Below are 24,590 nucleotides of genomic sequence, written 5' to 3'. Positions count from 1 at the left end.
GGATGCCTGCCGTCGAGGAGCCGAGCGCCGAGACGCTCGAACGGGTGATGCGGGCGCTGGCCGGCGTTCCCGGCGCTGCCTACTGCGTCCCGCACGAGTATCCCGGCGCGGCGCCGGCGTTCAGGCCGGAGCCGATGGCGGAGCGGCCGCCGCTCGACGGCGACCGCTTGCGCCTCTACGCCCACGTTCCGTTCTGCCGCTACCACTGCACCTTCTGCTGCTTCGCGGTGCGCACTGGCGTCGCGGACGGCACCATGGCGCGCTACGTGCGCGCCCTGCAGCGCGAGCTGGAGTGGATCGAGCCGGGGACGCCGCTGGCGCAACTGTTCATCGGCGGCGGCACGCCGACGGCGCTGCCGCCGCCGTTGCTCGACGAGCTGCTGGGCGCGATCTTCGCGCGCACGACGCGCTTCGGCGATGGCGTCCACACCGTCGAGGCCTCGCCCGAGACCCTCACCGCGGCACACATCGACGTCCTGCGCCGGCACGGCATCGGGCGCGTCAGCATGGGGATCCAGAGCCTCGACGACGCCGTGCTCGAGGGCGTCCACCGCCGCCACGGCGCGGCCGACGCCCTCGCCGCCTGCGAACGCCTGGTCGACGCCGGGCTGATCACCAACACCGACCTCATCTACGGCCTGCCCCGGCAGACCGAGGCGAGCTTCCTCGCCGACATGGAGACGGTGGCGGCCACCGGCGTGCACTCGCTGACGATCTACAGTCTCCATCTCAACGACCGGACGCCGGTCGCCAAGGCCCTGCACGAGACGGAACGCCTCGCCCTGGCGCGGCTGATCCGCTGGCGCGGCGCGGTGAAGCGCAAGGCTCGCGAGCTCGGCTTCGCGCAGACGCGCATGCACACCTTCAAGCGCCTCGACTCGATCGGCGCGCGGCACGAGCGCCTGGAGCACTTCCAGCCCAACGGTTGGGGGTACCAACTCGGCGTCGGCATGAGCGCCCGCTCGCATCTCGGCGGCACGGCGTATCGCAACGCCTCGCGGCTCGAGACATACCTCGAGCGCGTCGAGAGCGGCCGCAGCCCGGTCGAGGGGGCCCTGCCGCTGGCGGACGAGGACCGCAAGACGCAGTTCATCGGCCGCAGCCTCGGCGACGGCAAGCCGCTCAGCCGCGCCCTCTACGCGCGCGCCTTCGGACAGCCGATCGAGGACGATTTCGCCCCGGTGCTGGCTCGGCTCAGGGACGCGGATCTGATCGTCGACGACGGCGAGCACCTGACGATGAGCGAGCTCGGCACGTTGGTCTACGATCTGGTGGCGCTCTGCTTCTATCCGCCGCGGGCGCAGGACTGGCTGCGGGCGCGGCAGTCCGCGCTCGTGCGACCGCCGATCGAGCCGAGCGCAGCGGCGAGCTGATGGCCGCCGCGCTCCCCGATCGGTCGGCGGCGGAGCAGGGCCTGACCGCCAGGGACGCGGACCGCCGGCCGCGGCTCTCCATCATCATCGAGTGGGCGAACACGCGCCTGAACGGCGTGCCGCGCGCCTGGCGCCTGCTCGACGTCGTGCGCGTCCAATGGCGGCAGATCGTCGATCGACGCTTCCCGGCCTCGCTGCCGGCGGACGCCGCCGGCTTCCTCGCCGGGCTCGCGCCGCGCGCCGAGGTGCTGGTCGTCTCGGGCGAGGTGCTCGGCGCCGCGCTGGAGGCGGAGATCCGCGCCCGTCTCGGCGACGGCGTCGACGTCGCGGTCCACGTCGCCGAGGGGCTGGAGTACTACCCGCTCAAGAACCTGGGCGCGCGCCGCGCCGGCGGCGACCTGCTGCTGTTCCTGGACAGCGACGTGTGGCCCGACGACGACTGGCTGCCGCACCTGGTCGGCGCCTTCGCGCGCCGCGAGGTCGACGTCGCCTGCGCCCAGACCTACATCGCGCCGACCGGCGTCTTCGCCCGCGCCTTCGCGCTCGGCTGGCGTTATCCGCCGCGCGACGACGCGGACGCGCTGCGCACGGTGCGGACGTTCTACTTCAACTCGATCGCCTTCCGCGCCGCCGCCTTTCCGGCGGCGGGGTTCGCCTCGTTGGGGCGGCGCAGCCGCGGCGCGGGAACCATCATGAGGCGGACGTTGGCGCAGCACGGCACCTGCGTCTGGCAGAATCCCCGCGCCTCCGTCGCGCATCCTCCGCCGGCGAATCTCCGCCACTTCGTCATCCGCGCCCTCGCCGAGGGGCGCGATACCTACCTGGCGCGCGCCGACGATGACGCGCGAACCCTCGCCGGCCTCGCGCACAGCCAGGCGGAGGCGCTGCGGCGCCTGGGGCGGGTCGTCCACCGCGCGGCGCGCCACGGGCGGCGCGTCGGTCTCCGGGCGTGGGAGCTGCCGGTCATGCTGGCGATCTGCGGCGGCTACTACGGCCTCTCGGCGCTGGGCGGCGTGCTGACGCACCTGAGCCCCGAGGCGATGGGGCGCCGCTTCCGGGTCTGAGCCGGCGATGCCGGAATGCTATCTCGCCGCCTGCGCCATCTTCCGCAACGAGGCGCCCTACCTGGCGGAGTGGATCGACTTCCATCGCCTGGTCGGCGTCGAGCGCTTCTTCCTCTACGACAACGGCAGTGACGACGCGTCGCTGGCCGTGCTCGCTCCCTACATCGCCGCCGGCTGCGTCAGCGTGCAGCCGTGGCCGATGCCCTTCCGCCTGCCCGCCGCGCGCCTGGCCTATGCCGACTGCCTGACCCGGGTGCGCGGCCGCACCCGCTGGCTGACCTGCATCGACATCGACGAGTTCCTCTTCGCGCCCCAGGAGCCGACGCTGCCGCCGGTGCTGCGGCGCTTCGAGCGGGCGCCGGGCGTCGTCGTCCGCTGGCAGGTCTACGGTTCCAGCGGCCATCAGCACGCCAGCGACGAGCCGGTCATCGCCCGCTTCGACCGGCGCGCTCCGACGCAGTGGATCCGCAACCGCCGCGTCAAGTCGATCGTCGACCCGGCGCGGACGCTGGAGCCGGTGAATCCGCACTGCTTCCGCTACGCCGGCGGCGGCCTGGCGGTCGACGAGACCGGTGCGTCCGTCGATCTGGTGGCGCGCGCCCGGTTCAAGAAGCGGCTGCGGCGCTTCTACCGCCTGCTCGGCCCGGCGCTGCGCTACGTCGATCCGTGGGCGGCGACGGACATCACCAGCCGGCACGTGTCGGTCGATCACCTGCGGATCAACCACTACCCCGTCAAATCGCGCCAAGAGTTCGAACGCAAGGCGCGCAAGATGGAGGGGAAGGGGCGCTACGACGGCGTCGACTACTTCGCCTACCACGATCGCAACGAGGTCTTCGATCCGATCCTGTCGCGCTATCTCCCGCACCTGGGACGAGGACCGGCGGCCGATCCTTCCGTGGCGTCCGCGGGGGCGAGCCCGCCGCATCCCTCCGGTCCGCTTTCGTGATCCGGAGCGGCGCCCGCGTCTGGCATCCCTTCGGGATGCGGTGGATGCGGGCTGCTTCTCGAAGGGCTCGCCGGATTCGACCCGAGCGGCGCGCGGGCACGGGGCCGCCGTGCCGGGAGGGCCGGCGGCGTGTTCAGCGCCAAGCGGCGATCGCCGTCTCGGTGTGGGCGACGCCGTCGAGATCGAAGGCGTGCCGCGGCGGCGGCGCGGCGAGCGCGGCGCGCATCGCCGCGGCCAATGCGTCCACCGCGGGCGGGTCGCCTTCGACCACCTGGGCGAGCCCGAGCTGGGCGAAGCGCCGCGCCCGGTAGGTCTGGTCGGACATGGCCGGATCCGGCACCAGCACGGCGCGCGTGCGGGCGCGCAGCAGCGCGGCGCAGGTGTTGTAGCCGGCGCGGCTGATCGACAGGGGGCTGCCGGCGAGGGCGGCGGCGAATTCCGGTCCGAAGCCGCGCAGGCGGATCGGCTCGCGCTCCACGGCCGCGAGTCGGGCGAGATCGGCGGGCGTGGCGAAGCCGCCGGCGAAGACGAGCAGCGGCATCGCCGCGGTCGTGCCGTCGGCGGCGAGGCGCGCGAACGCCGCGCTGGCCGCGAGCAGGAAGGGCAGGGCGCCGGCGCCGCCGCCGCAGCTCAGCACCGCCGCCGGCGGCGAGGGCGGCGCCGCGAGGGGCGGCGGGGGCGGGGTGACGAAGCCGGTGTACGCGACGCGCACCGGCAGCGCGGCGGCGGGCGCGAAGTGCTCCTCCAGGCGGGTGAAGGCGGGATCGGCGTGCACCAGGACGCCGTCGAAGCCGGCGCGCAGCTCGTCGCGCACGCGCGCCGCGTAGGCCGCGGCGTCGGCCGGCTCGTGGCGCGTCCGCGGCGCGACGTCGCGCAGCGAGCAGAAGATCCGCGCCGCCGGATTGCCGCGCCGCGCCGCGGCGATCGCGGCGGCGATCTCCGCCGCCAGCTCCCACTTGCTGAACGGAAAGTGGTCGATGAGGACCGCGTCGGGCGGCCGCGCCGCGATGGCGCGCGCCAGGATGTCGGCGCGCTCCGCCAGCATGGCGGCGACCGGCGCGCCGCCGTCGAGCGCGACCAGTCGGCCTCCCGCCCGCGCCAGCCGTGGCAGCGACAGCAGCCGCAGCGCGGGCGGATCGGGGGCGCGCGGCACCGGGCGGCCGCCGTCGACCAGCTCGACCTCGTGCTCCCGGCTCAGGCCGCAGGCGAGGGCGTGCATGCGGACGAAATGCCCGACGCCCGACAGGTGCTGCGCGTAGCAGAGGATGCGCAGACCGTCAGCCCTCCGCCGCGAGGCCGAGCAGCGCCAGGATCTCGCGCCGCAGCGGGCTGTAGCGGACGTGGCTCATGGCGATCGATTCGGCGAGGAAGGTGTCGCCGGCGCCGTACTTGTCGCGCTCCTGCGGCAGCTCGATGATGTGGTTCTCCGCCGGCGCGCGCACCGTGCCGAGCGGATCCTCGCCGGCGCGCACGCGCTCGATCTGCTCGAACAGCAGGCGGCGGAGGAGGACGATGCCGCTGTCGGTGTCGACCAGCATCTCGCGCGTGCGGTCGGCGATCGCGCCCTGGGTCAGCCAGGTCATGATGTCGCCGCCGTCGACGAAGTCGAGCAGGAAGGCGCCGCGCTGGTCGCGGAACGGGACCTCGTAGACCGGCACCGCCTCCTGCGGCGGCGCCGTCGCGCCATCGCGCGGCCGGTAGCAGGAGTACCAGAAGTGCAGCGTGTGGGTGTCGTCCACCGGCACGCGGATCTGGAAGCGATGCTGGCGCTGCGCGCCGACCCGCACCATGCAGGGGAAGACCAGCGGATGACCGACGCGCCAGTCGTCGTCGTCGCGGCTGCCGCCGGCGAGCCGGCGCCGCTTGATGATGCCGTGCGCGAACAGGTCGAAGCCGATCTCCTCGTGGCGCCGGCCGTAGCGGCTCGGCGCCGGCAGCCCGGCGGCGGCGCGGGCGGCGCCGAGGTGATGCCCGTGCAACCACTCGAGGTGCGTCGGGTCGACGCTGTTCTCCATGATCTGCAGCCAGTTGCACGGCAGCAGCGCGCGTCCGATGTCGCGCAGCACGCCCTCCCACACGAAGAGGTCGTAGCGCGGCAGCAGCGGCGCGGGGTGCGGGCCGAGGTAGGCGAAGATCAGCCCGCCCAGCTCCTGCGTCGGGTAGGCGCGGGTGCGGGCGCGCTCGCGCAGGCCCGCCGCGTCGCCGCGCAGCGTCGGCACCTCGAGGCAGGCGCCGGCGGCGTCGAAGCGCCAGCCGTGGTAGGCGCAGCGCAGCGAACAGTCGTCGACGACGCCGTGGGCGAGCGAGGCGCCGCGGTGCGGACAGCGCGCGTCGAGCAGGCCGAGCGCGCCGTCGCCGGCGCGGAAGAGCGCCAGATCCTCGCCGAGGAGGCGCACCGGCAGGGCGGTTCCGGCGCGCAGCTCGACGCTCGCCGCCACCGGATGCCAGTAGCGCCGCAGCAGCTCGCCGGCCGGCGTCCCGGCGCCGACGCGGGTGAGGGTCTCCTGCTGCTCGCGGGTCAGCACGGATCGTCCCCGTACACCGCCTGCGCGCGCGAGTAGAAGGCCGCGTCCCAGATGCCGTGCTCGGGCGGGCCGATGCCGGACGCCTTCCAGCCCGAGAACGGCGCCCGCGGATGCACGGCGAGCGGGCCGCCGCCCAACTGCAGGATGCCGGCCTCGGCGGCGTCGCGGACGCGCGCCCGCCGGCGCGGGTCGCGCGTGTGCACGCTCATCACCAGGCCGTGCGGCACCCCGTTGGCGATCGCCAAGGCGGCTTCGAGATCGGCGGCGGGCAGGATGAGCGCCAGCGGGGCGAAGGTCTCCTCCTGGGCGATGCGATCGCGCGGGTCGACGCCCGCGAGCAGCGCCGGCGCCAGCCAGGCGCCGTGCGCCAGGGCGGGCGGCACGTCGCCGCCGATCAGCCGCCGCGCGCCGCGCGCCATCGCCTGCTCGATCGCCGCCATCACCGCCGCCCGCTTCTCGACCGAGATGAGCGGTCCGACCTCGGTCGCCGGGTCGTCCGGCTCGCCGTTCACCAGCCCCGCCACGGCGTCGCGCAGCAGCTCGGTGAAGCGCGTCGAGACCGATGCCTCGACGACGATGCGGCGGATCGCGGTGCAGCGCTGTCCGGCGAAGGCGAAGGCGGCGCGCGCCAGATCGTGGGCGGCGCGTTCGAGGTCGGCATCGGCGAGGACGATCGCCGCGTTGTTGCCGCCCAGCTCCGCCTGCAGCGGCTTCATGCCGAGGGCGCAGAGGCCGGCGACGACGCGGCCGGTGGCGATCGAGCCGGTGACCGAGACCGCGGCGATGCGCGACTCGCCGCACAGGGCGCGCGCCGTCGCGCCGTTGCCGAGCACGACGTTCACCAGCCCGGCCGCCAGGCCGACCCGGTGCAGGCTCTCGAGCAGGGCCAGGGCGGTCGCCGACGCCTGGGGCGCGGGCTTGAGCACGACGGCGTTGCCGAGCCCGAGGGCCGGCGCGAGCTTGCCGACCGGAATCGCCAGCGGGTTGTTCCACGGCGTGATGACGCCGACCACGCCGAGCGGCCGCTGGCGCGCCGCGACGCCGGCGGCGAGGCGGGACGCATCCGCGGTGGCGCGCGTCACCTCGGCGGCGACGCGCGCGTGCGCCACCGCGCGTTCCACCTCCTCCGCGGCGGCGCGCCGCGGCTTGCCGACCTCGCGCACGACGAGCGCTGTGAGCCGCTCGCGCTGCGCCGCGAGGTCGTCCGCCCAGCGCTCGAGGAGATCGGCGCGGACGGCGGGGGCGACGTGCGCCCAGTCCGCCTGCGCCGCGGCGCACGACGCGGCGGCGGCCGCGATCTCCGGCGCTCCGGCCAGCGGCACCTCGGCCAGGACCTCGGCGGTGCGGCAGGGATTGCGGTGGCGGACGCTGGCGTGCGCCGGGCCGGCGGGGCGCGGCCGGGCGTCGATCACCGCGGCCGGCAGACGCGTCGCCGCGGCGTCCGGCGCGGCGGCGGGCGCGAGCTCGGCGAGCAGGGCGTCGGTGCGCGCGAAGGTGGCGGCGCGTTCGCCGAGCCAGGCGCGGGTCAACTCCGCGTGCAGCGGTTCGGTGCTGCCGACCGCATCGTCGGCGACCGCCACCGCGTAGCCGCGCTCGTAAGCGTCGAGCGCCGTCGAGCGCACGCAGCCGTGCAGATAGACGCCGGCGACGAGCAGGCGCTGGACCCGGTGCTGGCGCAGCCAGGGCTCGAGCCGCGGATCGGCGAAGGCGCTGAAGAAGCGCTTGCGCAGTACCAGCTCGCCGTCGGCCGGCGCGAGCGACGGCGGCGCCAGGGCGCCGCGTGTTCCCTCGACGCAGGCGAGACGGCCCAGCCGCCGCCAGTGCGGCATGGCGTCGGCGCCGTCGGCGCCGATCAGCGTGTGCGCGTGCGCGACCGGGATCGATTGCCGCCGCGCCGCGGCGAGCAGGGCGGCGGCGCGCGCGCACAGCGCGTCGGCGGATGGGACCAGCCCGGGGCGTTCGAGGAAGTCGTGCTGCAGGTCGACCAGCAGGAGGGCGGTGCGCGGGCCCGGCGCGCTCACGCGATCTTCCTGGTGCCGCTCGCCAGATCCTCGGCTGCGCGCGCGATGCGCTCGGCGAGCTCGCGCGTGCCGACGACGCGGCTCGCCGGGCCGGCGATGTCCGGGGTACGCCAGCCGGCGGCGAGCACGGTCTCGACGGCGTCCGTGATGCAGCACGCGGCGTCTTCCAGGCCGAAGGTCTCGTGCAGCATCAGGGCGGCGGACCGGATCTGGGCCACCGGGTTGGCGCGGTCGAGGGATGCCAGATCGTGGGCCGCGCCATGGCCTGTCTGGTACGCGGCGCGGCCGTCCGGCCCGTAGTTGGCGGAGTACGACATGCCGCGCGAGCCGAGCAGCACGGTCGCCGAGTCGGCGAGGATGTCGCCGAGGAAGTTCGGCGCCAGGATGACGTCGAAGCGTCGCGGATCGGCGATGAGCTGGTAGCTGGCGTTGTCGATCTCCAGGAACTCGGCCGCCAGGCCGTGCTCGGACGCCACCGCCTCCGCCGTCTCGCGCCACAGCGCGCTCACCTCGGGGACGCCGCCCGCCTTGCCGGCGACCGTCAACCGCCCGCGGCGCGCCACCGCGAGCCGCGCCGCGACCTGCACGATCCGTTCGATCTGGTCGCTGTGGTAGGCGAAGGTCTGGTAGGCGACGCGCCCGCCATCGCGACGGCCGAACTCGCCCGCGTACACGCCGCCGAGGTTCTCGCGCACGATCAACACGTCGACGTCCGTCAGCCGTTCGGGGCGGACGATCGCCGCGTCGGCCAGCACCGCCGTCGGACGCAGCGGCACCAGCTTGCAGTAGAGATCGAAACGGGCGCGCAGCTCGTAGACGGCGCGGCCGCCCAGCGGGCCGCAGAACAGCGCACCGGCGCCGGCGAACACGCGCTCGCAGAAGTCGAAGCCCTCGCCCCTGAGCCAGCTCCGTTGGCGGCCGCCGGCCGGCGCCGCGGCGCGCAGGATGGTGATCGGCAGCCGCCTCGCCTGGGTCACCGCATCGAGGACGAGCAGCGCGGCCTCGACGACCTCGGGGCCGATGCCCTCGCCGGGGAGCACCCCGACGATGCAGGGATCGTGCGGCGAGCGGGGCTGCCACCCGGGCAGGCTCTGCGTCAGGCACCGCGTTGCGCCACGCGGCGAGGCGACACGATCAGCCACGGCGATTCCTGCGGCGCCTTATGCCAGGCTGGTCGACGGGGTCAACATCGCGGGTGGCGCCTGCGCCGGCGCTCGTCGATCGCGGTCATCGTCCGGAAAATCGCGGGGCGCGCTTCTCGCGGAAGGCGGCGACGGCCTCGGCGTGGTCGGCGGTGCGATAGAGGTGGTCGAGGACGTAGCCCTCGAAGCGGACCTGGGACTCGAAGCTGTTCTCCAGCCCCTGATAGATCGCCTGGCGGGTCATCGCGATCGACAGCGGCGCGCACTGGCCGACCTCGCGGGCGATGGCGCGCGCGGCGTCGAGCAGCTCGGCGCGCGGCACGACGTGATTGACCAGGCCCATGCGCTCGCACTCGGCGGCGCTGAAGCGACGGCCGGTCAGCATCAGCTCGCAGGCGCGGGCGGTGCCGACGATGCGCGGCAGCAGGTAGGTCGAGCCGAGCTCGGCCATGACGCCCATGCGCGAGAAGAGAAAACCGATCTGCGCCTCGGGACAGGCCAGACGCAGGTCGCAGAGCAGCGGCATGGTGGCGCCGATGCCGAGCGCGTAGCCGTTGAGGACGGCGATGGTCGGCTTCGCCAGCTTGCGCATGAGCTGCGGGAAGTCCTCGACCCGCGACGGCCCGCCGCCGCTGCCGCCGCTCGACCCGGTGCCGCCGCCGGCGGCGATCTGTTCGGCGAAGAAGCCCATGTCGGCGCCGGCGCAGAAGGCGCGCTCGCCGCTGCCGGTGAACAGCACGGCGCGCACGCCGGGGTCGCGGTCGGCAGCGCGGAAGGCGTCGACCAGCTCGCCGCCCATGATCGGCGTCCAGGCGTTGAGCTTGTCGGGGCGGTTGAGGGTGACGGTGGCGATGCCCTCGGACACCTCGTAGGTGATCTGCTGGTAGGTCACGACGTCCTCCGTCCGCGGCGCGATTGAGATAACCCGATGCGTATGCAACGCATCGCGGCGATGGTCGAGACCCCGCGCGTGGCCTGCGATTCGCTCGTCGCCCTCGGCGCCGCCACGGCGGACGGCGCGGTGCTGTTCGCCAAGAACAGCGACCGGCCGGCCGCCGAGCCGCAGCCGCTGCTGCAGCGGCCGGCGCGCCGGCACCCGCCCGGGGCGCGGCTGCGCTGCACCTACATCGAGATTCCGCAGGTGGCGGCGACCGCCCGGCTCATCGGCTCGCGGCCGTACTGGTGCTGGGGGTTCGAGCACGGGCTGAACGAGCACGGGGTGGCGATCGGCAACCATACCGTCTTCACCCGCGATCCCCTGGGCGCGCCGGGCCTGATCGGCATGGACCTGGTGCGCCTCGGCCTCGAGCGGGCGGCGAGCGCGGCACGGGCGGTGGAGGTGATCACCGACCTGGCGGCGGCGTACGGGCAGGGCGGGTCCGGCTACGCCGACAAGGACTGGCCGTACCACAACTCGTTCCTCGTCGCCGATCGCCGCGAGGCCTACCTGGTGGAGACCTCCGACCGCCGCTGGGCGGTGCGGCGGGCGCGCGAGGTCGACAGCGCCAGCAACCACCTCGCGATCGGCGCCGACTGGGACGGGCTCGCCGACGACACCATCGAGCACGCGATCGCCAACGGCTGGTGGCCGGAGGACGCTGGCGGCCGCTTCGACTTCGCCGCCGCCTACCGCGACACCGCGACCGCGCCCGCGGTGGTCTCGAACGGCCGTCATCGCCGCACCTGCGAGCTGCTCGCCGCCGGCCGCGGCCGGCTGACGCCGGCGGCGCTGCGCGCCGCGCTGCGCGACCACTACGGCGCCACCGCGCACCGCGCGGCGGACGCCCCGGACGACGAGCGCTACTTCGGCGTCTGCATGCACGCCGATCCGGTCGGCACCACCACCGCCAGCATGATCGCCCGCCTGCCCGAAGACCGCGACGACCTGCTGCGCTACTGGGGCAGCCTCGGCTCGCCGTGCGCCGGCGTCTTCCTGCCCTACTACGTCGACGGCGAGCTGCCGGCGGCGCTGGCGCGCGGCGGCGCCGAGCCGACCCCGGACGCGCCGTGGTGGCGGTTCAAGCATCTCCTGACGTTGGTCGAGCAGGACGTCCCGCGCCGCGCCCCGCACGCGCGCGCCTTCTGGGACGAGTTCGAGCGGATGCTCGACGGCGAGGCGGCGGAGGTGGAGCACAAGGCGGTGCGCCTGCGCCGGGCCGGACAGGTCGACAGCGCGGCGCGCCTGCTGACCCGCTTCATGGACGCCAACGTCGCGCTGGCGCTCGAACGCCTCGAGCGGCTGATCGGGGAGTTGGCGAGCTGAACGACCGCGGCGGCCACGGAGGGGCAGCGAGGCCCTCAGCGCGCCGCCGTGACCTCCGTGGTGATCGATGTGGATTGAGAAGCTGCGTTTCGGGGACCTGATCGACCGCGCCGCCGAGCGCTGGCCACAGCGCGAGGCGCTGTGGTTCGAGGGGCGGGGCTGGACGTTCGCCGCGCAGCGCGACGAGGTCGATCGCGCGGCGAAGGCCCTGATCGCGGCCGGCGTCGAACACGGCGATCACGTCTGCCTGTGGCTCGGCAACCGGCCGGAGTTCGTCTTCCTCTTCTTCGCCATCGCCAGGATCGGCGCCGTGTTGGTGCCGATCAACACCCGCTTCCGCACCCGCGACATGGCCTACGTGGTCACCCAATCCGACGCGACGACGCTGATCACCGCCGACCGCGCGCACGGCGTCGACTACCTCGGCATGGTCGAGGAGCTGCTGCCCGGCCTGCGCGACCAGCGCCCCGGCGCGCTGACGGTGGATGCCGCACCGGCGCTGCGCCGGGTCATCGTGCTCGGCGAGGCGATCGCCGGCACGACCGGCTGGGACGCGCTGCTGCGCGCCGGCGCGGCGGTGAGCGATGGCGAGCTGGCGCGGCGCCACGCCGCCGTCGATCCTGATGGCACCGCCTACATCATGTACACCTCCGGCACCACGGGATTTCCCAAGGGCGTGATGCAGGGGCACAACGTCGTCCGCAACATCCTCGACAACGCCAACCGCCTCGGCGTCACCTGCGCCGACGTCATCCTCGACTACCTGCCGCTGTTCCACGCCTTCGCGGTGTACAAGGCGCTGCTGATGTCGCCCGCCACCGGCGCCCGCCACGTGCTGATGGCGAGCTTCGACGCCGGCGAGGCGCTGCGCCTGATCGAGGAGCAGCGGGCGACGATGATCAACGGCTTCGACACCCACTACAAGGATCTGCTCGAACACCCGTCGCGGCCGTCGCGCGACACCTCCAGCCTGCGCACCGGCGTCTGCGCCGCCGGCATGCTGTCGAGCGAGCCGATCGCCCGCCGCGCCCAGGCGCTGATGCGCACCATGACCGGCTACGGCATGACCGAGATCGGCGTCGGCGTCACCGGCTCGTTTCTCGATACCGACGAGGAGACGCGGGTGACGATGAGCGGCTGGCCGCTCCCCGGCTACGAGATCAAGATCATCGACCCGGCGAGCGGCGCGACGCTGCCGGCCGGGCAGGTGGGCGAGATCTGCGTCCGCGGCTACCAGGTGATGCAGGGCTATTACAAAAAACCGCAGGAGACGGCGCAGACGATCGACGCCGACGGCTGGCTGCATACCGGCGACTCGGGCCTGCTGCGCGCGGACGGCTGCATGCGCTTCCTCGGCCGCTACAAGGACCTGCTCAAGGTGGGGGGCGAGAACGTCGACCCCACCGAGGTCGAGAGCCTGCTCCTCGCCGATCCGCGCATCAATCACGTCGCCGTGGTCGGCGTCCCCGACCCGCGCCTGTCGGAGATTCCGGTGGCATTCGTCATCCGCGAGCCCGGCGCGCAACTCAGCGAGGAGGACGTCATCGCCCTCTGCCGCGGCACCATCGCCGGCTTCAAATGCCCGCGGCGGGTGTTCTTCGTCGACTCCTTCCCGATGACCGGCAGCGGCAAGATCCAGAAGTACCTGTTGCGCGAACAGGCGCAGAGGTAGGGCCCGCCCCCGGGATCCGCCGACATCGGATCGCAGCAAACGGCCAAAAATGTCATTCCCGCGACGCCGCGGCTGGGTCATTTTTTGACACAGCGCAAGGCGCACGATGCGCGAGGCGTTCCAGCAGCGGCGGCAGCATGTTGGCATGCATGCTGCTCCAGCGTTTGGCCGTCGATGATGAGATCACGGCAAGCTGCTGGAGCGGCGGATAGAGGACGAGGCGCGGGGCTGAGGTCGGCCGCTTCGGAGGGGTTGCGCGCGCGTCTGGGGTTCGCGCGACCCATTACCGGACAGGGGGTATGCTCATGGGCAAGACGAGACAAGTGACGCTGCTGGAGTTGATCGCGGCCGTGCAGGACACCGCGCGTTCCGACGAGGAGGCGGTGGCAGTGCTCACGCACCTTCTGCGCACCGTTCGCCTCCATCGGTCGCTCCAGCTTCCCGAAGCTGCGTAAGGCGTTTCCCTCCCCGCTTCTCGGTTCCGCGTAGTTTCCCCCCTCTTTCCCCCACCGGGAGCCGGCGGTCCGCGTCAGCGGCGCCGTCGGCTCCCTTCCCCCCCACGCACCCCCGGGGGGCCGGCGGCGAGGCGCCGCCGATCGCCAAACGGCTGTTTGACCGCGGCCTGCGGCCCGGCTAGGAGAGTCGCGCTCTCCGCACCGATCCGAGTCCCGACATGCGCGCGCGTCTCCTGTTCGTCTTCGCCCTGTTGCTATGGGGGCGACCCGTCTGCGCCGACCCGACGCCGGGAGCGGAGGGCATCCCACCGCTGCCGTCGGTGGTGCAGTGGCACGCGACGCCGTCCGGGCTGCAGTACGCCGACACGGCGCTCGGCAACGGGCCGACGCCCAATGACGGGCAGATCGTCGTCGTCCACTTCGTCGGCTGGCTCGACGACGGCACCAAGTTCGACAGCACCCGCGACCGCGGCAAGCCGTTCGGCTTTCCGCTCGGCTCCGGACAGGTGATCCGCGGCTGGGACGAGGGTGTGCGCGGCATGCGCGTCGGCGGCAAGCGCCGCCTGGTGGTGCCGCCGGCGCTCGGCTACGGCGAGAAGGGCGTGCCGCCGATCGTGCCGCCCAACGCCCGCCTGATCTTCGACGTCGAGCTCGTCAGGGTGCTCGACAAGCCGCCCGAGCGCCGTCAATGAGCCGTCCCGCCCGCCCATTCGCGGCGCCGCCGCCGCGGCGCTGACATCACCAGCGAGGTATCCATGCCCGAGACGCCACGGCCCCGGCAGCCGATCAAGCCGGGGTTCTTCACCGTTCCCGACGATCCGGCGCAGCCGCCGAAGCTCCTCGGCACCCGCTGCGAGGACTGCGGCGAGTTCTTCTACCCGCGCCGCGCGCTGTGCGGAAAGTGCATGTCGCGTCGAACCGTCGAGGTGGAGCTCGACGCCCGCGGCACGCTCTACAGCTACACCTTCGTGCACCTGCCGCTGTTCGGTTCGACCAACATGGAGCACGCCGACGGCTATGGCGTCGGCCAGATCGATCTGCCGGAGGGGCCGCGGGTGCAGGCGCCGCTGGCCGGCAAGCAGCCTGAATTCCAGGTGGGCCAGACGGTGCAGGGCGAGCTCGACGTGCTGCGCGACGACGGCGGCACCGACATCATGATCATCCGATTCCGTCCGCTGGGGGAGGCTCGTCCATGAGAGAGGTCGCGATCCTCGGGGTGGGGATGCACCCCTTCGGGGCCTACTACAGCGGCAAGACCAACGCCGAGATGTCGTTGGTCGCCGGGCTCGCCGCGCTCGACGACGCCGGGCTCACGTTCGCCGACGTCAACGCCGCCTACATGGGCCACATCTTCGCCCAGGTGATGAGCGGCACCCGCATCCTCAAGGAGTTCGGCCTCACCGGCATCCCGGTGCAGCGCATCGAGAACGCCTCGGCGACCGGGTCGGCGGCGTTGCGCGAGGCGTACCTGTCGGTCTCCGCCGGCCACTACGACGTCGCCATGGTGCTCGGCTTCGACAAGATGACGAGCATGATCCAGAGCGGCACCGCCGGCACCGCGCCGGAGAACCTGGAGGACGCGATCCTCCCGGCCGCCTTCTTCGCCATGTGGGCGACCCGCCGCATGCACGAGCGGGGCACCAAGCCCGAGCACCTGGCGCGCATCGCCGCCAAGAACTTCAACAACGGGGCGCTGAACCCGATGGCGCAGCGGCAGGCGAAGGAGCGCATCACGGCGGAGAAGGTGTTGAGCTCCGGCATGGTGGCGTGGCCGTTGACCAAGATGATGTCGTGCCCGATCGGCGACGGCGCCGCCTGCGCCATCGTCGGCACGGTCGAGATGGCGAAGAAGCTGCGCCCCGGTCGGCCGGTGGTGAAGATCGCCGCCTCCACCCTGCAGAGCGAGCGCTACGAGCGCGGGCACATCTTCCAGGGCCCGGTGGTCGGCCCGGCGCGCATGAGCATCGACAGCTCCAACGCCGTCTACGAGCAGGCGGGCGTCGGTCCACGGGATCTCGACCTGCTGCAGGTGCACGACGCCTTCGCCATCGAGGAGCTCGAGTACTACGAGCTCGTCGGCCTGTGCCGGCCGGGCGAGGCGGAGAAGCACATCGAGGAGGGGGCGTTCGAGATCGGCGGCTCGCTGTGCGCGGTGTCCACCGACGGCGGGCTCATCGCCCGCGGGCACCCGGGCGGTCCGACCGGGCTGGCGCAGATCTGGGAGACGACGCTGCAGCTCCGCGGCGAAGCCGACCGGCGCCAGGTGCGGCGCAAGAGCGGCGACCTGCCGCGCCTCGGCATGTGCCACATGATGGGCGGCGGCAGCGTCTGCGTGATCCACATCCTGCAGCGCGTGTGAGCGGCCTCACGACGGCTGCGACGGCGGGATCGGCGTCGGCCGCGCGGTCGGCGCCGCCGTCGGCGGCGGTCCGCGCTGGATCAGCGCCGTCTTCTTGAGCTCGAGCAGGTAGGCGCGCTGCGCCTGGGCGCGCAGATCGTCGAGCAGCGAGCGTTCGATCGCCGGCTTGAGGGTCGCGAACGGCTTGCCGCCCAGCTCGGCGCGGTGCTGATCGTAGTACTGCTGCGCCGCGTCGGGCGGCAGGCGCACGTCCTTCCACACCACCTGGGTGAGGAAGGCGTCGACCATCAGCGTCTTGCGGGTGTCGGCGCGCAGCTCGGCCATGGTCAGGCCGCTGCGCGCCAGGGCGGCGTCGTAGTCCGAGGGCTTGGCGAACCGCTTGCGGCTGCGCGCCACCTCGGCGTCGATCTGCGCCTCGCTGATGGTGATGCCCTGCTTCTGCGCCGCGCCGTAGAGCAGCTCCAGGTCGATCAGCGACGCGAGCGCGGCATCGCTCAGCTTCGCGATCTCCTCGCTCGACGGCTCGTGGGCGCGGCCGCTGATCGCGTTCTTGACCACCGCGTTCACCATGTCCTCGGTGATCGGCACGCCGTTGACCCGCGCCACCACGGTGTCGTCGGCCGCCGTGGCGGCGACCAGCAGGGCGACCAGGATCGCCGGCAGCATCACCGCGCGCGCCTCGGCCGGAACTTCGGCAGGGAGATGGCGTCGTCGAGCGGTTCGAACACCACCTCGACCGCCGCGCCGATGCGCAGGTCCTCGGCGCTGCCGCCGACCAGGTTGCTGACCATGAAGGGTCCTTCCTCCAGCCGCACCACGATCACGTTGTACGGCAGCCGATCCTCGAACGCCGGCAGGGTCGGCCGGTGGACGATGGTGAAGGTGTGCACCACGCCGCGCCCGCTCGCCAGCGCCCACTCGCAGGCGAAGCTCTGGCAGCGCGGGCAGATCGGCCGCGGATGATGCCGCCACGCGCCGCAGCCGAGACAGCGCTGCAGCCGCAGCTCGCCGCGCCGGCAGCCATCCCAGAATCCCTGGTTGTCGGCGTCGGGAACAGGAACGGGAACGGGGATCTCAGCCATCGGTCACTCACCACGGAGGCGCGCAGCGGTGCGCGGTGATCCTCGGTGTGCCGCTCGGCGCTCCTGTGGTCGTCATCGTCGCAGCAGCACGGCGCCGGTCGGGTCGGTGTTCGAGCTGGTCACCAGCACCAGCTCGCAGTCCGGCACCTGGCAATGGGAGGTGCCGCGGATCTGCCGCACGCCTTCGAGGATGTGGTTGTAGCCGTGGATGTACGCCTCGGACAGGCTGCCGCCGTGCGTGTTCACCGGGATCGAGCCGTGCGGCCAGGCGTGCTCGCCGGCGGCGACGAACGGGCCGCCCTCGCCGCGGGCGCAGAAGCCGTAGTCCTCGAGGCTGAGGATCACCGCCGGGCTGAAGTGATCGAAGAACATCGCCGCGTCGACGTCGCGCGCCGTCACGCCCGCCATGCCGTAGAGCTGCTCGGCGACGGCGGCGCCGGCGGTCTTCTCCTGCCAGTGCGCCAGGTAGTCCGCCATCTGGATGTGAATCGGCCCCTCGGCCTGGGCGCCGGCGAGGAGGTAGGCGGGCGGCTGGCGGCAGTCGCGGGCCCGCTCCGCCGAGGTCATCACCACCGCGCAGGCACCGTCGGTCTCGAGGCAGCAGTCGAGCAGGCGCAGCGGCTCGGCGATCCAGCGCGACGCCTGGTGGTCGGCGAGCGTGATCGGCTCGCGCATCACCGCCTCGGGGTTGCGCGCCGCGTGCGCCCGCTGCGCCACCGCGACGGCGCCGAAGTGCTCCGTGGTGGTGCCGAATTCGTGCATGTGCCGGCGGTAGATCAGCGCCATCTCCTGCGCCGGAGTGATGAGCCCGAAGGGCACGTGGTACTGGTAGAAGTCGGTGAGCGCCGCCGCGTGCTTCGCCCAGGGCCGGCCGCCCTGCAGCGGCTTGGCGCCGTGCGACGACTGCCTGCCGCGGTTGCGCGCCCGGTAGCAGACGACGACGCTGGCCTGTCCGGTGGCGATGGCCATCGCCGCCAGCACCAGCGTCCCGGCGACCGCGCCGCCGCCGGAGGGGACGCCGGCGAAGAAGCGCAGGTGCGGGATGCCCATGCCGTACACGAGCTGCAGCTCGTTGACGTTCTCGATGTCGAAGCGGGCGATGCCGTCGACCTCGGCGATCGACAGCCCGGCGTCGTCCAGTGCCGCCAGGATGGCCGCCGCCGCCTGGTGCTGCTCGGTGACCCCGCTGCGCTTGCTGTACGGGGTGCGACCGATGCCGACGATGGCGGCGCGATCGCGAATCGAGAGAGGCGCGGGCGACATGCGGTGGGCTCGGCTATCGCCACCGCGGGCCGCTGTCAACGCGCCCGGCGGGGGATGCCGGCGGCGGCGATACGCCGCCGGCTCTCCGCTCGAACCGTGCCCGATCCCCTACGCCAACTCCGCCCGATGCGATCCGGTGATCCACCGCCCATCACGATCCACCACCCGGACCCAACCACCGCGCCACACCTCCCGTCGCATCATCACCACGGGCGATTCCTGTCAAAGCACTGGGCGTGCCAGCCGGGGCGGATGGGAAAGGCCGTCATACAACTGCCGATGCCCCATCATCGGGTGCGTCACCTGATCGATCATCGTCAGCAAAGTGGCACCAAGCGGTCTGCAGTCGTCGCGGTGACGACTCCCGCTCGCGGCATCGCGCATGGCATGACGCAGATTGCGACGCGGGCGCGCTCCGGACTACAGGTGACCGGACGGGGAGCGGGCATGGCACGACGACAGGGGGCGGAGCGGGCGCGTTGGGCGGCGGCACAGCCCGACCGGCCGGGCGAGGACTGCAAGGCGGCGCCGGGAACCTGGCGGCCGCAGGTCGACCACGCCCGCTGCGAAGGCAAGCGCGACTGCCTCGAGGTCTGCCCCTACGACGTGTTCGAGGTGCGGGTCATCGACGACGCCGACTACCGCCAGCTCTCCTGGCTCGCCCGCCTCAAGTCGACGGCGCATCGCTGGCAGACCGCCTACACGCCGCGCGCCGACCGCTGCCAGGCGTGCGGCCTCTGCGTCGTCGCATGCCCCGAGGACGCCATCCGCCTCGAACGCGCGTGAGCCGTCGACGGGCGCGAACGGAACAGCCCCGTGCCGCGGCGGCGATGTCCGCCGCGCGGCCGGATCAGAGCGCCACCCGGCGCAGACGCAGGGCGTTGGTGATCACCGAGACCGATGAGAAGGTCATCGCCGCGGCGGCGATCATCGGGCTCAACAGCAGGCCGAACAGCGGATACAGCGCGCCGGCCGCGATCGGCACCCCGAGGGTGTTGTAGGCGAAGGCGAAGAAGAGGTTCTGGCGGATGTTGCTCATGGTCGCGCGGCTGAGGCGGCGCGCCTTGGCGATGCCGCGCAGGTCGCCCTGCACCAACGTCACGCCGGCGCTCTCGATCGCCACGTCGGAGCCGGTGCCCATGGCGATGCCGACGTCGGCGGCGGCCAGCGCCGGGGCGTCGTTGACGCCGTCGCCCGCCATGGCGACGCGGCGGCCCTCGGCGCGCAGGCGGGCGACGATCGCCGCCTTGTCCTGCGGCAGCACCTCGGCGTCCACCGCATCGAGCCCGAGCTCGCGGGCGGCCTGCCCGGCGACGGCCTTGCGATCGCCGCTCACCATGTGCAGGCGCACCCCCTCGGCGTGCAACGCGCGGACCGCATCCGGGGTCGATGCCTTGATGGGATCCTGGATCGCCAGCACCGCTGCGGCGTCGCCGTCCACGGCGACCAGCGCCGTCGTCACCCCTCGATTGTCGAGATTGGACTGCATGACCCGCAGCGGCGCGTCGTCGATGCCGAGCCGGGCGAACAGGCGCGTCGTGCCGACGGCGACCCGCCGGCCGTCGACCAGGCCGCGGATGCCCTCGCCCGGCGTGGTCTCGACCTCCGTCGCCCGGCCGCGGACGTCGATGCCCTGCTGCCGCGCGTAGGCGACGATCGCCGCCGCCAGGGGGTGCTCGCTCGCCAACTCGAGCGCGGCGACCAGGGCGATGACCTCGCCCTCGCGCGCGCCCGGAGCCGGCATCACCCGCACCACGCGCGGCTTCCCCTCGGTCAGGGTGCCGGTCTTGTCCAGCACCAGCGTGTCGACGCGCTCCAGCACCTCGAGCGCTTCGGCGTTGCGGATGAGCACCCCGGCCTGGGCGCCGCGCCCGGTGCCGACCATGATCGACATGGGGGTCGCCAGACCGAGGGCGCACGGGCAGGCGATGATCAGCACGGCGACGGCGTTGACCAGCGCGTGCGCCAGGCGCGGCTCCGGCCCGAGCCAGGCCCAGACGACGAAGGTGACCAGCGATGTCAGCAGCACCGCCGGCACGAACCAGCCGGCGACGACGTCCGCCAGGCGCTGGATCGGCGCCCGGCTGCGCTGCGCTTCGCCGACCATCTGCACGATGCGCGACAGCAGCGTGTCGGCGCCGACCCGCTCGGCGCGCATGACCAGGCTGCCGGTGCCGTTGACCGTGCCGCCGGTGATCCGATCGCCGGCCTGCTTCTCCACCGGGATCGGCTCGCCGGTGAGCATCGACTCGTCGAGGCTGCTGCGGCCGTCGAGCACGACGCCGTCCACCGGCACCTTCTCGCCCGGGCGGACGCGCAGGCGATCGCCGACCGCCACCTGATCGAGCGGCACGTCGGCCTCGCCGCCGTCCTCGGCGAGCCGCCGCGCCGTCACCGGCGCCAGCCCGAGCAGGGCGCGGAGGGCGCTGCTGGTCTGGCTGCGGGCCCGCAGCTCCAGCACCTGGCCGAGCTGCACGAGGACGACGATGACCGCCGCCGCCTCGAAGTAGACCGCGACGCCGCCGTGAGCGTGGAAGGCGGGCGGAAACAGCGCCGGCGCCAGGGTGGCCACGACGCTGTAGAGCCAGGCGACGCCGGTGCCGATGGCGATCAGGGTGAACATGTTGAAGTGGCGCGAGCGCAGCGACGCGGCGCCGCGTTGGAAGAACGGCCAGCCGCCCCACAGCACCACCGGCGTGGCGATCAGCATCTGCAGCCAGCTCGTGGCGCTTCCGAGCGCGTGCTGCAGCGGCCGGCCGGGCAGCATCTCCGACATGGACAGCGCGAACACCGCCAGCGCCGGCGGCACGCACCAGCGGAAGCGGCGCCGCATGTCGTCGAGCTCCGGGTTCGCCTCCGCGAGCGCGCCGACGGTGCGCGGCTCGAGCGCCATGCCGCAGATCGGGCAGCTCCCGGGCGCGTCGCGGACGATCTCCGGATGCATCGGGCACGTCCACTCGCCGCGGACCGTCGGCGCCGCGGGCCGCAGCGGTTCGAGCGCCATGCCGCACCGCGGGCAGGGCCCGGGGTGATCGGCGACCACCTCGGGATCCATCGGGCAGGTGTAGCGGGACGCGGCAGCCGGCGCGCGCGCCCCCGCCGGTGCCTCGGGCGGCCGCAGGTAGCGCGCGGCATCGACGGCGAATTTCTCGCGGCAGCGCGGGTTGCAGAAGCCGTAGGTGACGCCGGCGTGGGTGAACGTCCCGCCCCTGGGCGCGGCGGGGTCGACGCGCATGCCGCAGACGGGATCGCGATCGGTGCTCATCGGGGGCGCCAGGATACGGCAGGGCTGGCGCGGCGCAAGGCGGACCGAACCGCAGGGGCCACGGCGCCCCACGGTGATCAGGCGCGGGCCGGTCGGGCTGGGGCGTCGTCCTGACCGCGGTCGTGGATGGGTCGCCCGCCCCGGTGAGTCGGGCCGAGACCGGGGGAGTGGTCTCGCCGTCGCGTGAGGGGGGCACGGACGGAGCTCACCAGGGCGGGCGATGGGGCCGGTTCAGATCGTCGGAGACTCCGGGTCGTCGAGCGCGGCCCGGCGCAGGGCGCGCATCGCCCGTCGCTGCAGGCGCAGCGCCGCGGCCGGGCGCAGGCCGAGGCGGCGCGCCGCGGCGGCGAGCGAGCAGGGCGGGCCATCGAGACCGAAGGTGAGGCGCAGGACGGCGGCTTCCGCGCCGTCGAGCGCCAGCGACAGGTAGCGCGCGACGGCGGCATCCAGCTCCGCGCGCACGAGGGTCGGGGATGGCGCCATGGCGTTCATCGGAATCTCCTGCTGGCGGAGGTGGCCGCGATGCCGTGCCGTCGCGGCGACACGGCATCGGCGGCCGGCGGGTCAGCGCACACCAGATCATCCACTGCGTCGCTGCCCGCATAGCGGTAGGGGGCGAAGAGCTCGGTGGCGAGGTAGCGCTCGCCGAAGCTGGGAATGATGACGACGATCAGCTTGCGGGCGTTCTCCGGCCGGCCGGCGTAGCGCACGGCGGCGGCGACCGCCGCTCCCGAGGAGATCCCGACCAGCAGGCCTTCCTCGCGCGCCAGGCGTCGGGCCATGACGAAGGCGTCCTCGTCGTCGACGGGGATGATGTCGTCGATCAGTTGCGGGTCGAGAATGTCGGGGATGAATCCGGCGCCGAGGCCCTGGATGCGGTGTCTGCCCGGCAGGCCGCCGGAGAGCACCGGGCTGCCGGCGGGCTCGACGGCGACGGCGCGGAACGAGCGCCGGCGCGCGCGCAACGCCTGGGCGATGCCGGTCAAGGTGCCGCCGGTGCCGACGCCGGCGACCACGGCGTCGACGCGGCCGCCGGTGTCGCGCCAGATCTCCTCCGCCGTCGTGGCGCGGTGCGCGGCTGGATTGGCGGCGTTGTCGAACTGGCCGAGGACGACGGCATGGGGAATCTCGCTCGCCAGCGCCGCGGCGCGGGCGACGGCGCCGCGCATGCCGTCGGCGCCGGGCGTGAGCACGACGCGGGCGCCGAAGGCGCGCAGGGTGACGCGGCGTTCCTCGCTCATCGTGTCGGGCATCACCAGGACGCAGGCATAGCCCTTGACGGCGGCGACGAAGGCGAGGGCGATGCCGGTGTTGCCGCTGGTCGGTTCGACCAGCACGTTGCGGCCGGGCGCCAGCCGGCCGTCACGCTCCGCCGCCTCGATCATCGCCAGGCCGATCCGGTCCTTCACGCTGGCCGCGGGATTCCGGCTCTCGAGCTTGGCGACGATCTCGGCGGGGAGATCGCCCGTCACCCGGTTCAATCGGACCAGGGGGGTGTGGCCGATCAGGTGGGTGATGTCGGGGGCGATGTTCATCTCGATCCGTGTCCGCGACGTGCGGTTCGCATGTGAGCCAGGCTGGCCGCTGGTGGGCGATCGGTGGCCCGGGAGGGGGGAGGGTGCCGAGCAGCCCGACCGCCCACCGGCGTCACAGCCTGTTCAGAACACGAACTGCACTCGGCTCATGATCACGTCCTCATCCGGCCGGTCGCCGCCGTTCTTGGCGCCGCCGGTGAACGTGCTCTGGTCGTAGTCGAGCATCAGGCGCACCATCGGATTGAGCGACCAGTTGAGGGCCAGGGCCCACGAGTCCGCCTCGCGCGCCGCCTTGTTCCGGTCGGCGAACCCGAGCGTGTAGACCTTGTTCTCGACGCTCAGCGCGGCATAGCGGAAGGCGATCTGGAGCGCGCCCCAGTTGCCGTCGAGGAACGTCCACGGATCGAAGTTGTGGGCGGGGACGATCGGTTTGTAGCTGTTGTCCTCGCCGGTCAGCACCCACGAGATCTGGGTCTGCCAGGAATTGGCGCGGATGTTCGCGGTGTTGTTGTTGAGGGTGATGTCGTTGTTCGACTGCACCCACTCGCCGAGGAAGCCGAAGGGTCCCCAGTAGTAGGTCGCCTGCGGCGAGATGCGCCACTGGTAGCCATTGGCGTATGCCGTGCCGGCGGCGGTCGGCGGGCTGTTGGTCACGTAGGTGAAGAAGTTCTGCTGGCCGTCGGTTTTGTACTGCGGCAGGCCGGGGGTGGAGAGCGATCCCTTGCGGATGCCGATGGTGCCGGCGATGCCGGCGCCCAGGCCGCGCGCCCACTCCCACTGCCCGTCCTTGAGCGGCTGGAAGAAGAGGCGGCCGGCGAACGTCTTGTCGTCGCCGAAGCCGACGTCGCCGTTGTTGCTGCCGCCGTCGGCGGTGCCGTTGAGGAGCGCCAGCTCGTACTCCATGGCGCCGTAGAACGGCACGCCCCAGAGCATGAAGCCGAGGTCGCGGTTGGGGACCAGGTTGTTGGGCAATCCGCGCTCGATGAAGACGAGGGCGTTGGCGGACTGCAGGCGCTCGATGCCGAACGGCGTCTTGTACTTGCCGGCCTGGATCCGGGCGTAGGGCACGTAGTTGACGTTCAGGTACGCGTCCTGGATCACCACCTGCCCGCCGGCGAAGTCGGGCATGAAACGGAACTCGTAGTACTTGAGGAACTTGCCCCGCAGGTCGAGACGGGCGCGGCGGAGGAGGAACTGCGAGACGCCGGAGTTGCTGCCGTTGATGAAGTACCGCCCGTCGAAGTGCACGTAGCCGCCGACGGTCATCTTGTTGGCGCCGTCAGGCGACTGGAGGAAGAATCCCTTGTCCCAGCCGGCGATCGGCTTGAGCTTGGCCGCCTCCTCGTTGGCGACCTCGAGCTTGCGGGTGTCGGTCCGGAGCTGCTTGTTGGTGGCGTCGAGCTTCTGGGTGTCGGTCTTGAGCTCCTTCAGCTCGCGTTCGAGGCGGTCGATGCGCTGTTGGGTCGTCTCCTCCGCCGCCGGACCGGCGGCGCCAGCCGCGCCGGCGAGGGCCAGGGCGGCCAGGATGACGAGATACCGGGTGAGTCGCATGGTGTTCTCCTGGTCGTCATGCGCGCACCTCCGGTGATCCGGTCAGTGGCGAGGGGTGGCATGGGGCCTCC

21 protein-coding genes are annotated in these 24,590 nt (G+C 73.0%); 9 read left to right on the top strand and 12 right to left on the bottom strand.

Translation table 11 applies throughout. The features are described from left to right. The first annotated feature begins 2 nt into the window (after positions 1-2). Genes KF840_11320 through KF840_11310 form a run of 3 tightly spaced genes read left to right on the top strand, consistent with a single transcriptional unit; the run spans position 3 to position 3,386 of the window. Positions 3-1,373, top strand: a complete 1,371-nt coding sequence (locus tag KF840_11320) for a coproporphyrinogen III oxidase family protein (protein ID MBX3025483.1) — start codon at positions 3-5, stop codon at positions 1,371-1,373. Beyond that, positions 1,373-2,437 carry a glycosyltransferase gene (locus KF840_11315; GenBank protein MBX3025482.1) on the top strand — a complete coding sequence of 355 codons (1,065 nt, stop codon included), beginning with the start codon at positions 1,373-1,375 and terminating at the stop codon, positions 2,435-2,437. The genes KF840_11320 and KF840_11315 overlap by 1 nt, the downstream gene beginning before the upstream one ends. A 7-nt stretch (positions 2,438-2,444) precedes the next feature. After that, positions 2,445-3,386 carry a glycosyltransferase family 92 protein gene (locus KF840_11310; protein ID MBX3025481.1) on the top strand — a complete coding sequence of 314 codons (942 nt, stop codon included), beginning with the start codon at positions 2,445-2,447 and terminating at the stop codon, positions 3,384-3,386. Between the two features lie 133 nt (positions 3,387-3,519). Here the strand turns inward: KF840_11310 and KF840_11305 are convergent, their stop codons facing one another. The 5 genes from KF840_11305 to KF840_11285 form a co-directional block, all read right to left on the bottom strand. Continuing rightward, entirely contained in the window at positions 3,520-4,605 is a 1,086-nt protein-coding gene (locus KF840_11305) for a hypothetical protein (protein MBX3025480.1), read from the bottom strand. Positions 4,606-4,663: 58 nt separating this feature from the next. Next, positions 4,664-5,911 (bottom strand): Rieske 2Fe-2S domain-containing protein, encoded by a 1,248-nt coding sequence (locus KF840_11300; GenBank protein MBX3025479.1) that lies wholly within the window; start codon positions 5,909-5,911, stop codon positions 4,664-4,666. Continuing rightward, positions 5,905-7,932, bottom strand: coding sequence for an aldehyde dehydrogenase family protein (locus tag KF840_11295; GenBank protein MBX3025478.1), 2,028 nt, complete (start codon positions 7,930-7,932; stop codon positions 5,905-5,907). The genes KF840_11300 and KF840_11295 overlap by 7 nt, the downstream gene beginning before the upstream one ends. Beyond that, complete coding sequence (locus tag KF840_11290; protein ID MBX3025477.1) at positions 7,929-9,074, bottom strand: 3-isopropylmalate dehydrogenase; 1,146 nt, start codon at positions 9,072-9,074, stop codon at positions 7,929-7,931. The genes KF840_11295 and KF840_11290 overlap by 4 nt, the downstream gene beginning before the upstream one ends. Positions 9,075-9,159: 85 nt before the next feature. After that, positions 9,160-9,966: an enoyl-CoA hydratase/isomerase family protein gene (locus KF840_11285; protein MBX3025476.1), complete on the bottom strand. Its 807-nt coding sequence runs from the start codon at positions 9,964-9,966 to the stop codon at positions 9,160-9,162. 36 nt (positions 9,967-10,002) lie between these two features. Here KF840_11285 and KF840_11280 point away from each other — a divergent pair, with 36 nt between their 5' ends. From KF840_11280 to KF840_11260, 5 genes are all read left to right on the top strand, one after another. Beyond that, positions 10,003-11,337 (top strand): C69 family dipeptidase, encoded by a 1,335-nt coding sequence (locus KF840_11280; GenBank protein ID MBX3025475.1) that lies wholly within the window; start codon positions 10,003-10,005, stop codon positions 11,335-11,337. Between the two features lie 67 nt (positions 11,338-11,404). After that, positions 11,405-13,009, top strand: coding sequence for an AMP-binding protein (locus tag KF840_11275; GenBank protein ID MBX3025474.1), 1,605 nt, complete (start codon positions 11,405-11,407; stop codon positions 13,007-13,009). A 673-nt stretch (positions 13,010-13,682) separates the two neighbouring features. Continuing rightward, positions 13,683-14,156 (top strand): FKBP-type peptidyl-prolyl cis-trans isomerase, encoded by a 474-nt coding sequence (locus KF840_11270; protein ID MBX3025473.1) that lies wholly within the window; start codon positions 13,683-13,685, stop codon positions 14,154-14,156. A 63-nt stretch (positions 14,157-14,219) separates the two neighbouring features. Next, on the top strand, positions 14,220-14,660 hold the full coding sequence (locus KF840_11265; GenBank protein ID MBX3025472.1) for an OB-fold domain-containing protein: 441 nt from the start codon (positions 14,220-14,222) through the stop codon (positions 14,658-14,660). Beyond that, positions 14,657-15,823, top strand: coding sequence for a thiolase family protein (locus tag KF840_11260; protein MBX3025471.1), 1,167 nt, complete (start codon positions 14,657-14,659; stop codon positions 15,821-15,823). Before KF840_11265 ends, KF840_11260 begins: the two co-directional genes overlap by 4 nt. Positions 15,824-15,829: 6 nt before the next feature. Here KF840_11260 and KF840_11255 read toward each other — a convergent pair whose 3' ends face one another. The 3 genes from KF840_11255 to KF840_11245 all read right to left on the bottom strand — a co-directional run bounded on the left by KF840_11255 (position 15,830) and on the right by KF840_11245 (position 18,168). After that, on the bottom strand, positions 15,830-16,489 hold the full coding sequence (locus KF840_11255; protein MBX3025470.1) for a SurA N-terminal domain-containing protein: 660 nt from the start codon (positions 16,487-16,489) through the stop codon (positions 15,830-15,832). Next, a complete protein-coding gene (locus tag KF840_11250; protein ID MBX3025469.1) occupies positions 16,489-16,905 on the bottom strand; it encodes a Zn-ribbon domain-containing OB-fold protein in 417 nt (138 codons plus the stop codon). The genes KF840_11255 and KF840_11250 overlap by 1 nt, the downstream gene beginning before the upstream one ends. A 72-nt stretch (positions 16,906-16,977) precedes the next feature. Then, the gene (locus tag KF840_11245) at positions 16,978-18,168 is read right to left on the bottom strand and encodes a lipid-transfer protein (GenBank protein ID MBX3025468.1); all 1,191 of its coding nucleotides are present in this window, start codon (positions 18,166-18,168) and stop codon (positions 16,978-16,980) included. A 447-nt stretch (positions 18,169-18,615) separates the two neighbouring features. Here KF840_11245 and KF840_11240 point away from each other — a divergent pair, with 447 nt between their 5' ends. Further along, positions 18,616-18,954: a 4Fe-4S binding protein gene (locus KF840_11240; protein ID MBX3025467.1), complete on the top strand. Its 339-nt coding sequence runs from the start codon at positions 18,616-18,618 to the stop codon at positions 18,952-18,954. A 64-nt stretch (positions 18,955-19,018) separates the two neighbouring features. On the opposite strand, the gene cadA is transcribed toward KF840_11240, so the two are convergent. The 4 genes from cadA to KF840_11220 all read right to left on the bottom strand — a co-directional run bounded on the left by cadA (position 19,019) and on the right by KF840_11220 (position 24,519). Further along, positions 19,019-21,433, bottom strand: a complete 2,415-nt coding sequence (cadA, locus tag KF840_11235) for a cadmium-translocating P-type ATPase (protein MBX3025466.1) — start codon at positions 21,431-21,433, stop codon at positions 19,019-19,021. A 231-nt stretch (positions 21,434-21,664) separates the two neighbouring features. Continuing rightward, positions 21,665-21,925 carry a hypothetical protein gene (locus KF840_11230; protein ID MBX3025465.1) on the bottom strand — a complete coding sequence of 87 codons (261 nt, stop codon included), beginning with the start codon at positions 21,923-21,925 and terminating at the stop codon, positions 21,665-21,667. Beyond that, positions 21,922-22,968: a cysteine synthase A gene (gene cysK, locus KF840_11225; GenBank protein MBX3025464.1), complete on the bottom strand. Its 1,047-nt coding sequence runs from the start codon at positions 22,966-22,968 to the stop codon at positions 21,922-21,924. Before cysK ends, KF840_11230 begins: the two co-directional genes overlap by 4 nt. Before the next feature lie 123 nt (positions 22,969-23,091). After that, the gene (locus KF840_11220) at positions 23,092-24,519 is read right to left on the bottom strand and encodes a porin (protein MBX3025463.1); all 1,428 of its coding nucleotides are present in this window, start codon (positions 24,517-24,519) and stop codon (positions 23,092-23,094) included. Between the last annotated feature and the right edge of the window lie 71 nt (positions 24,520-24,590).

This window comes from bacterium (assembly GCA_019637795.1).
GTDB lineage: Bacteria > Desulfobacterota > Binatia > HRBIN30 > CADEER01 > JAHBUY01.
The sequence above is the reverse complement of the archived record's forward strand: the minus strand, read 5'-3'. Positions and strand labels throughout refer to the sequence as shown.

What these genes read in the sequence shown, in the direction of transcription:
- KF840_11320 (MBX3025483.1), top strand. Translation starts at nt 3, where the DNA reads ATGCCTGCCGTCGAGGAGCCGAGCGCCGAGACGCTCGAACGGGTGATG.
- KF840_11315 (MBX3025482.1), top strand. Translation starts at nt 1,373, where the DNA reads ATGGCCGCCGCGCTCCCCGATCGGTCGGCGGCGGAGCAGGGCCTGACC.
- KF840_11310 (MBX3025481.1), top strand. Translation starts at nt 2,445, where the DNA reads ATGCCGGAATGCTATCTCGCCGCCTGCGCCATCTTCCGCAACGAGGCG.
- KF840_11305 (MBX3025480.1), bottom strand. Translation starts at nt 4,605, where the DNA reads ATGCACGCCCTCGCCTGCGGCCTGAGCCGGGAGCACGAGGTCGAGCTG.
- KF840_11280 (MBX3025475.1), top strand. Translation starts at nt 10,003, where the DNA reads ATGCGTATGCAACGCATCGCGGCGATGGTCGAGACCCCGCGCGTGGCC.
- KF840_11275 (MBX3025474.1), top strand. Translation starts at nt 11,405, where the DNA reads ATGTGGATTGAGAAGCTGCGTTTCGGGGACCTGATCGACCGCGCCGCC.
- KF840_11270 (MBX3025473.1), top strand. Translation starts at nt 13,683, where the DNA reads ATGCGCGCGCGTCTCCTGTTCGTCTTCGCCCTGTTGCTATGGGGGCGA.
- KF840_11265 (MBX3025472.1), top strand. Translation starts at nt 14,220, where the DNA reads ATGCCCGAGACGCCACGGCCCCGGCAGCCGATCAAGCCGGGGTTCTTC.
- KF840_11260 (MBX3025471.1), top strand. Translation starts at nt 14,657, where the DNA reads ATGAGAGAGGTCGCGATCCTCGGGGTGGGGATGCACCCCTTCGGGGCC.
- KF840_11255 (MBX3025470.1), bottom strand. Translation starts at nt 16,489, where the DNA reads ATGCTGCCGGCGATCCTGGTCGCCCTGCTGGTCGCCGCCACGGCGGCC.
- KF840_11250 (MBX3025469.1), bottom strand. Translation starts at nt 16,905, where the DNA reads ATGGCTGAGATCCCCGTTCCCGTTCCTGTTCCCGACGCCGACAACCAG.
- KF840_11245 (MBX3025468.1), bottom strand. Translation starts at nt 18,168, where the DNA reads ATGTCGCCCGCGCCTCTCTCGATTCGCGATCGCGCCGCCATCGTCGGC.
- KF840_11240 (MBX3025467.1), top strand. Translation starts at nt 18,616, where the DNA reads ATGGCACGACGACAGGGGGCGGAGCGGGCGCGTTGGGCGGCGGCACAG.
- cadA (MBX3025466.1), bottom strand. Translation starts at nt 21,433, where the DNA reads ATGAGCACCGATCGCGATCCCGTCTGCGGCATGCGCGTCGACCCCGCC.
- KF840_11230 (MBX3025465.1), bottom strand. Translation starts at nt 21,925, where the DNA reads ATGAACGCCATGGCGCCATCCCCGACCCTCGTGCGCGCGGAGCTGGAT.
- cysK (MBX3025464.1), bottom strand. Translation starts at nt 22,968, where the DNA reads ATGAACATCGCCCCCGACATCACCCACCTGATCGGCCACACCCCCCTG.
- KF840_11220 (MBX3025463.1), bottom strand. Translation starts at nt 24,519, where the DNA reads ATGCGACTCACCCGGTATCTCGTCATCCTGGCCGCCCTGGCCCTCGCC.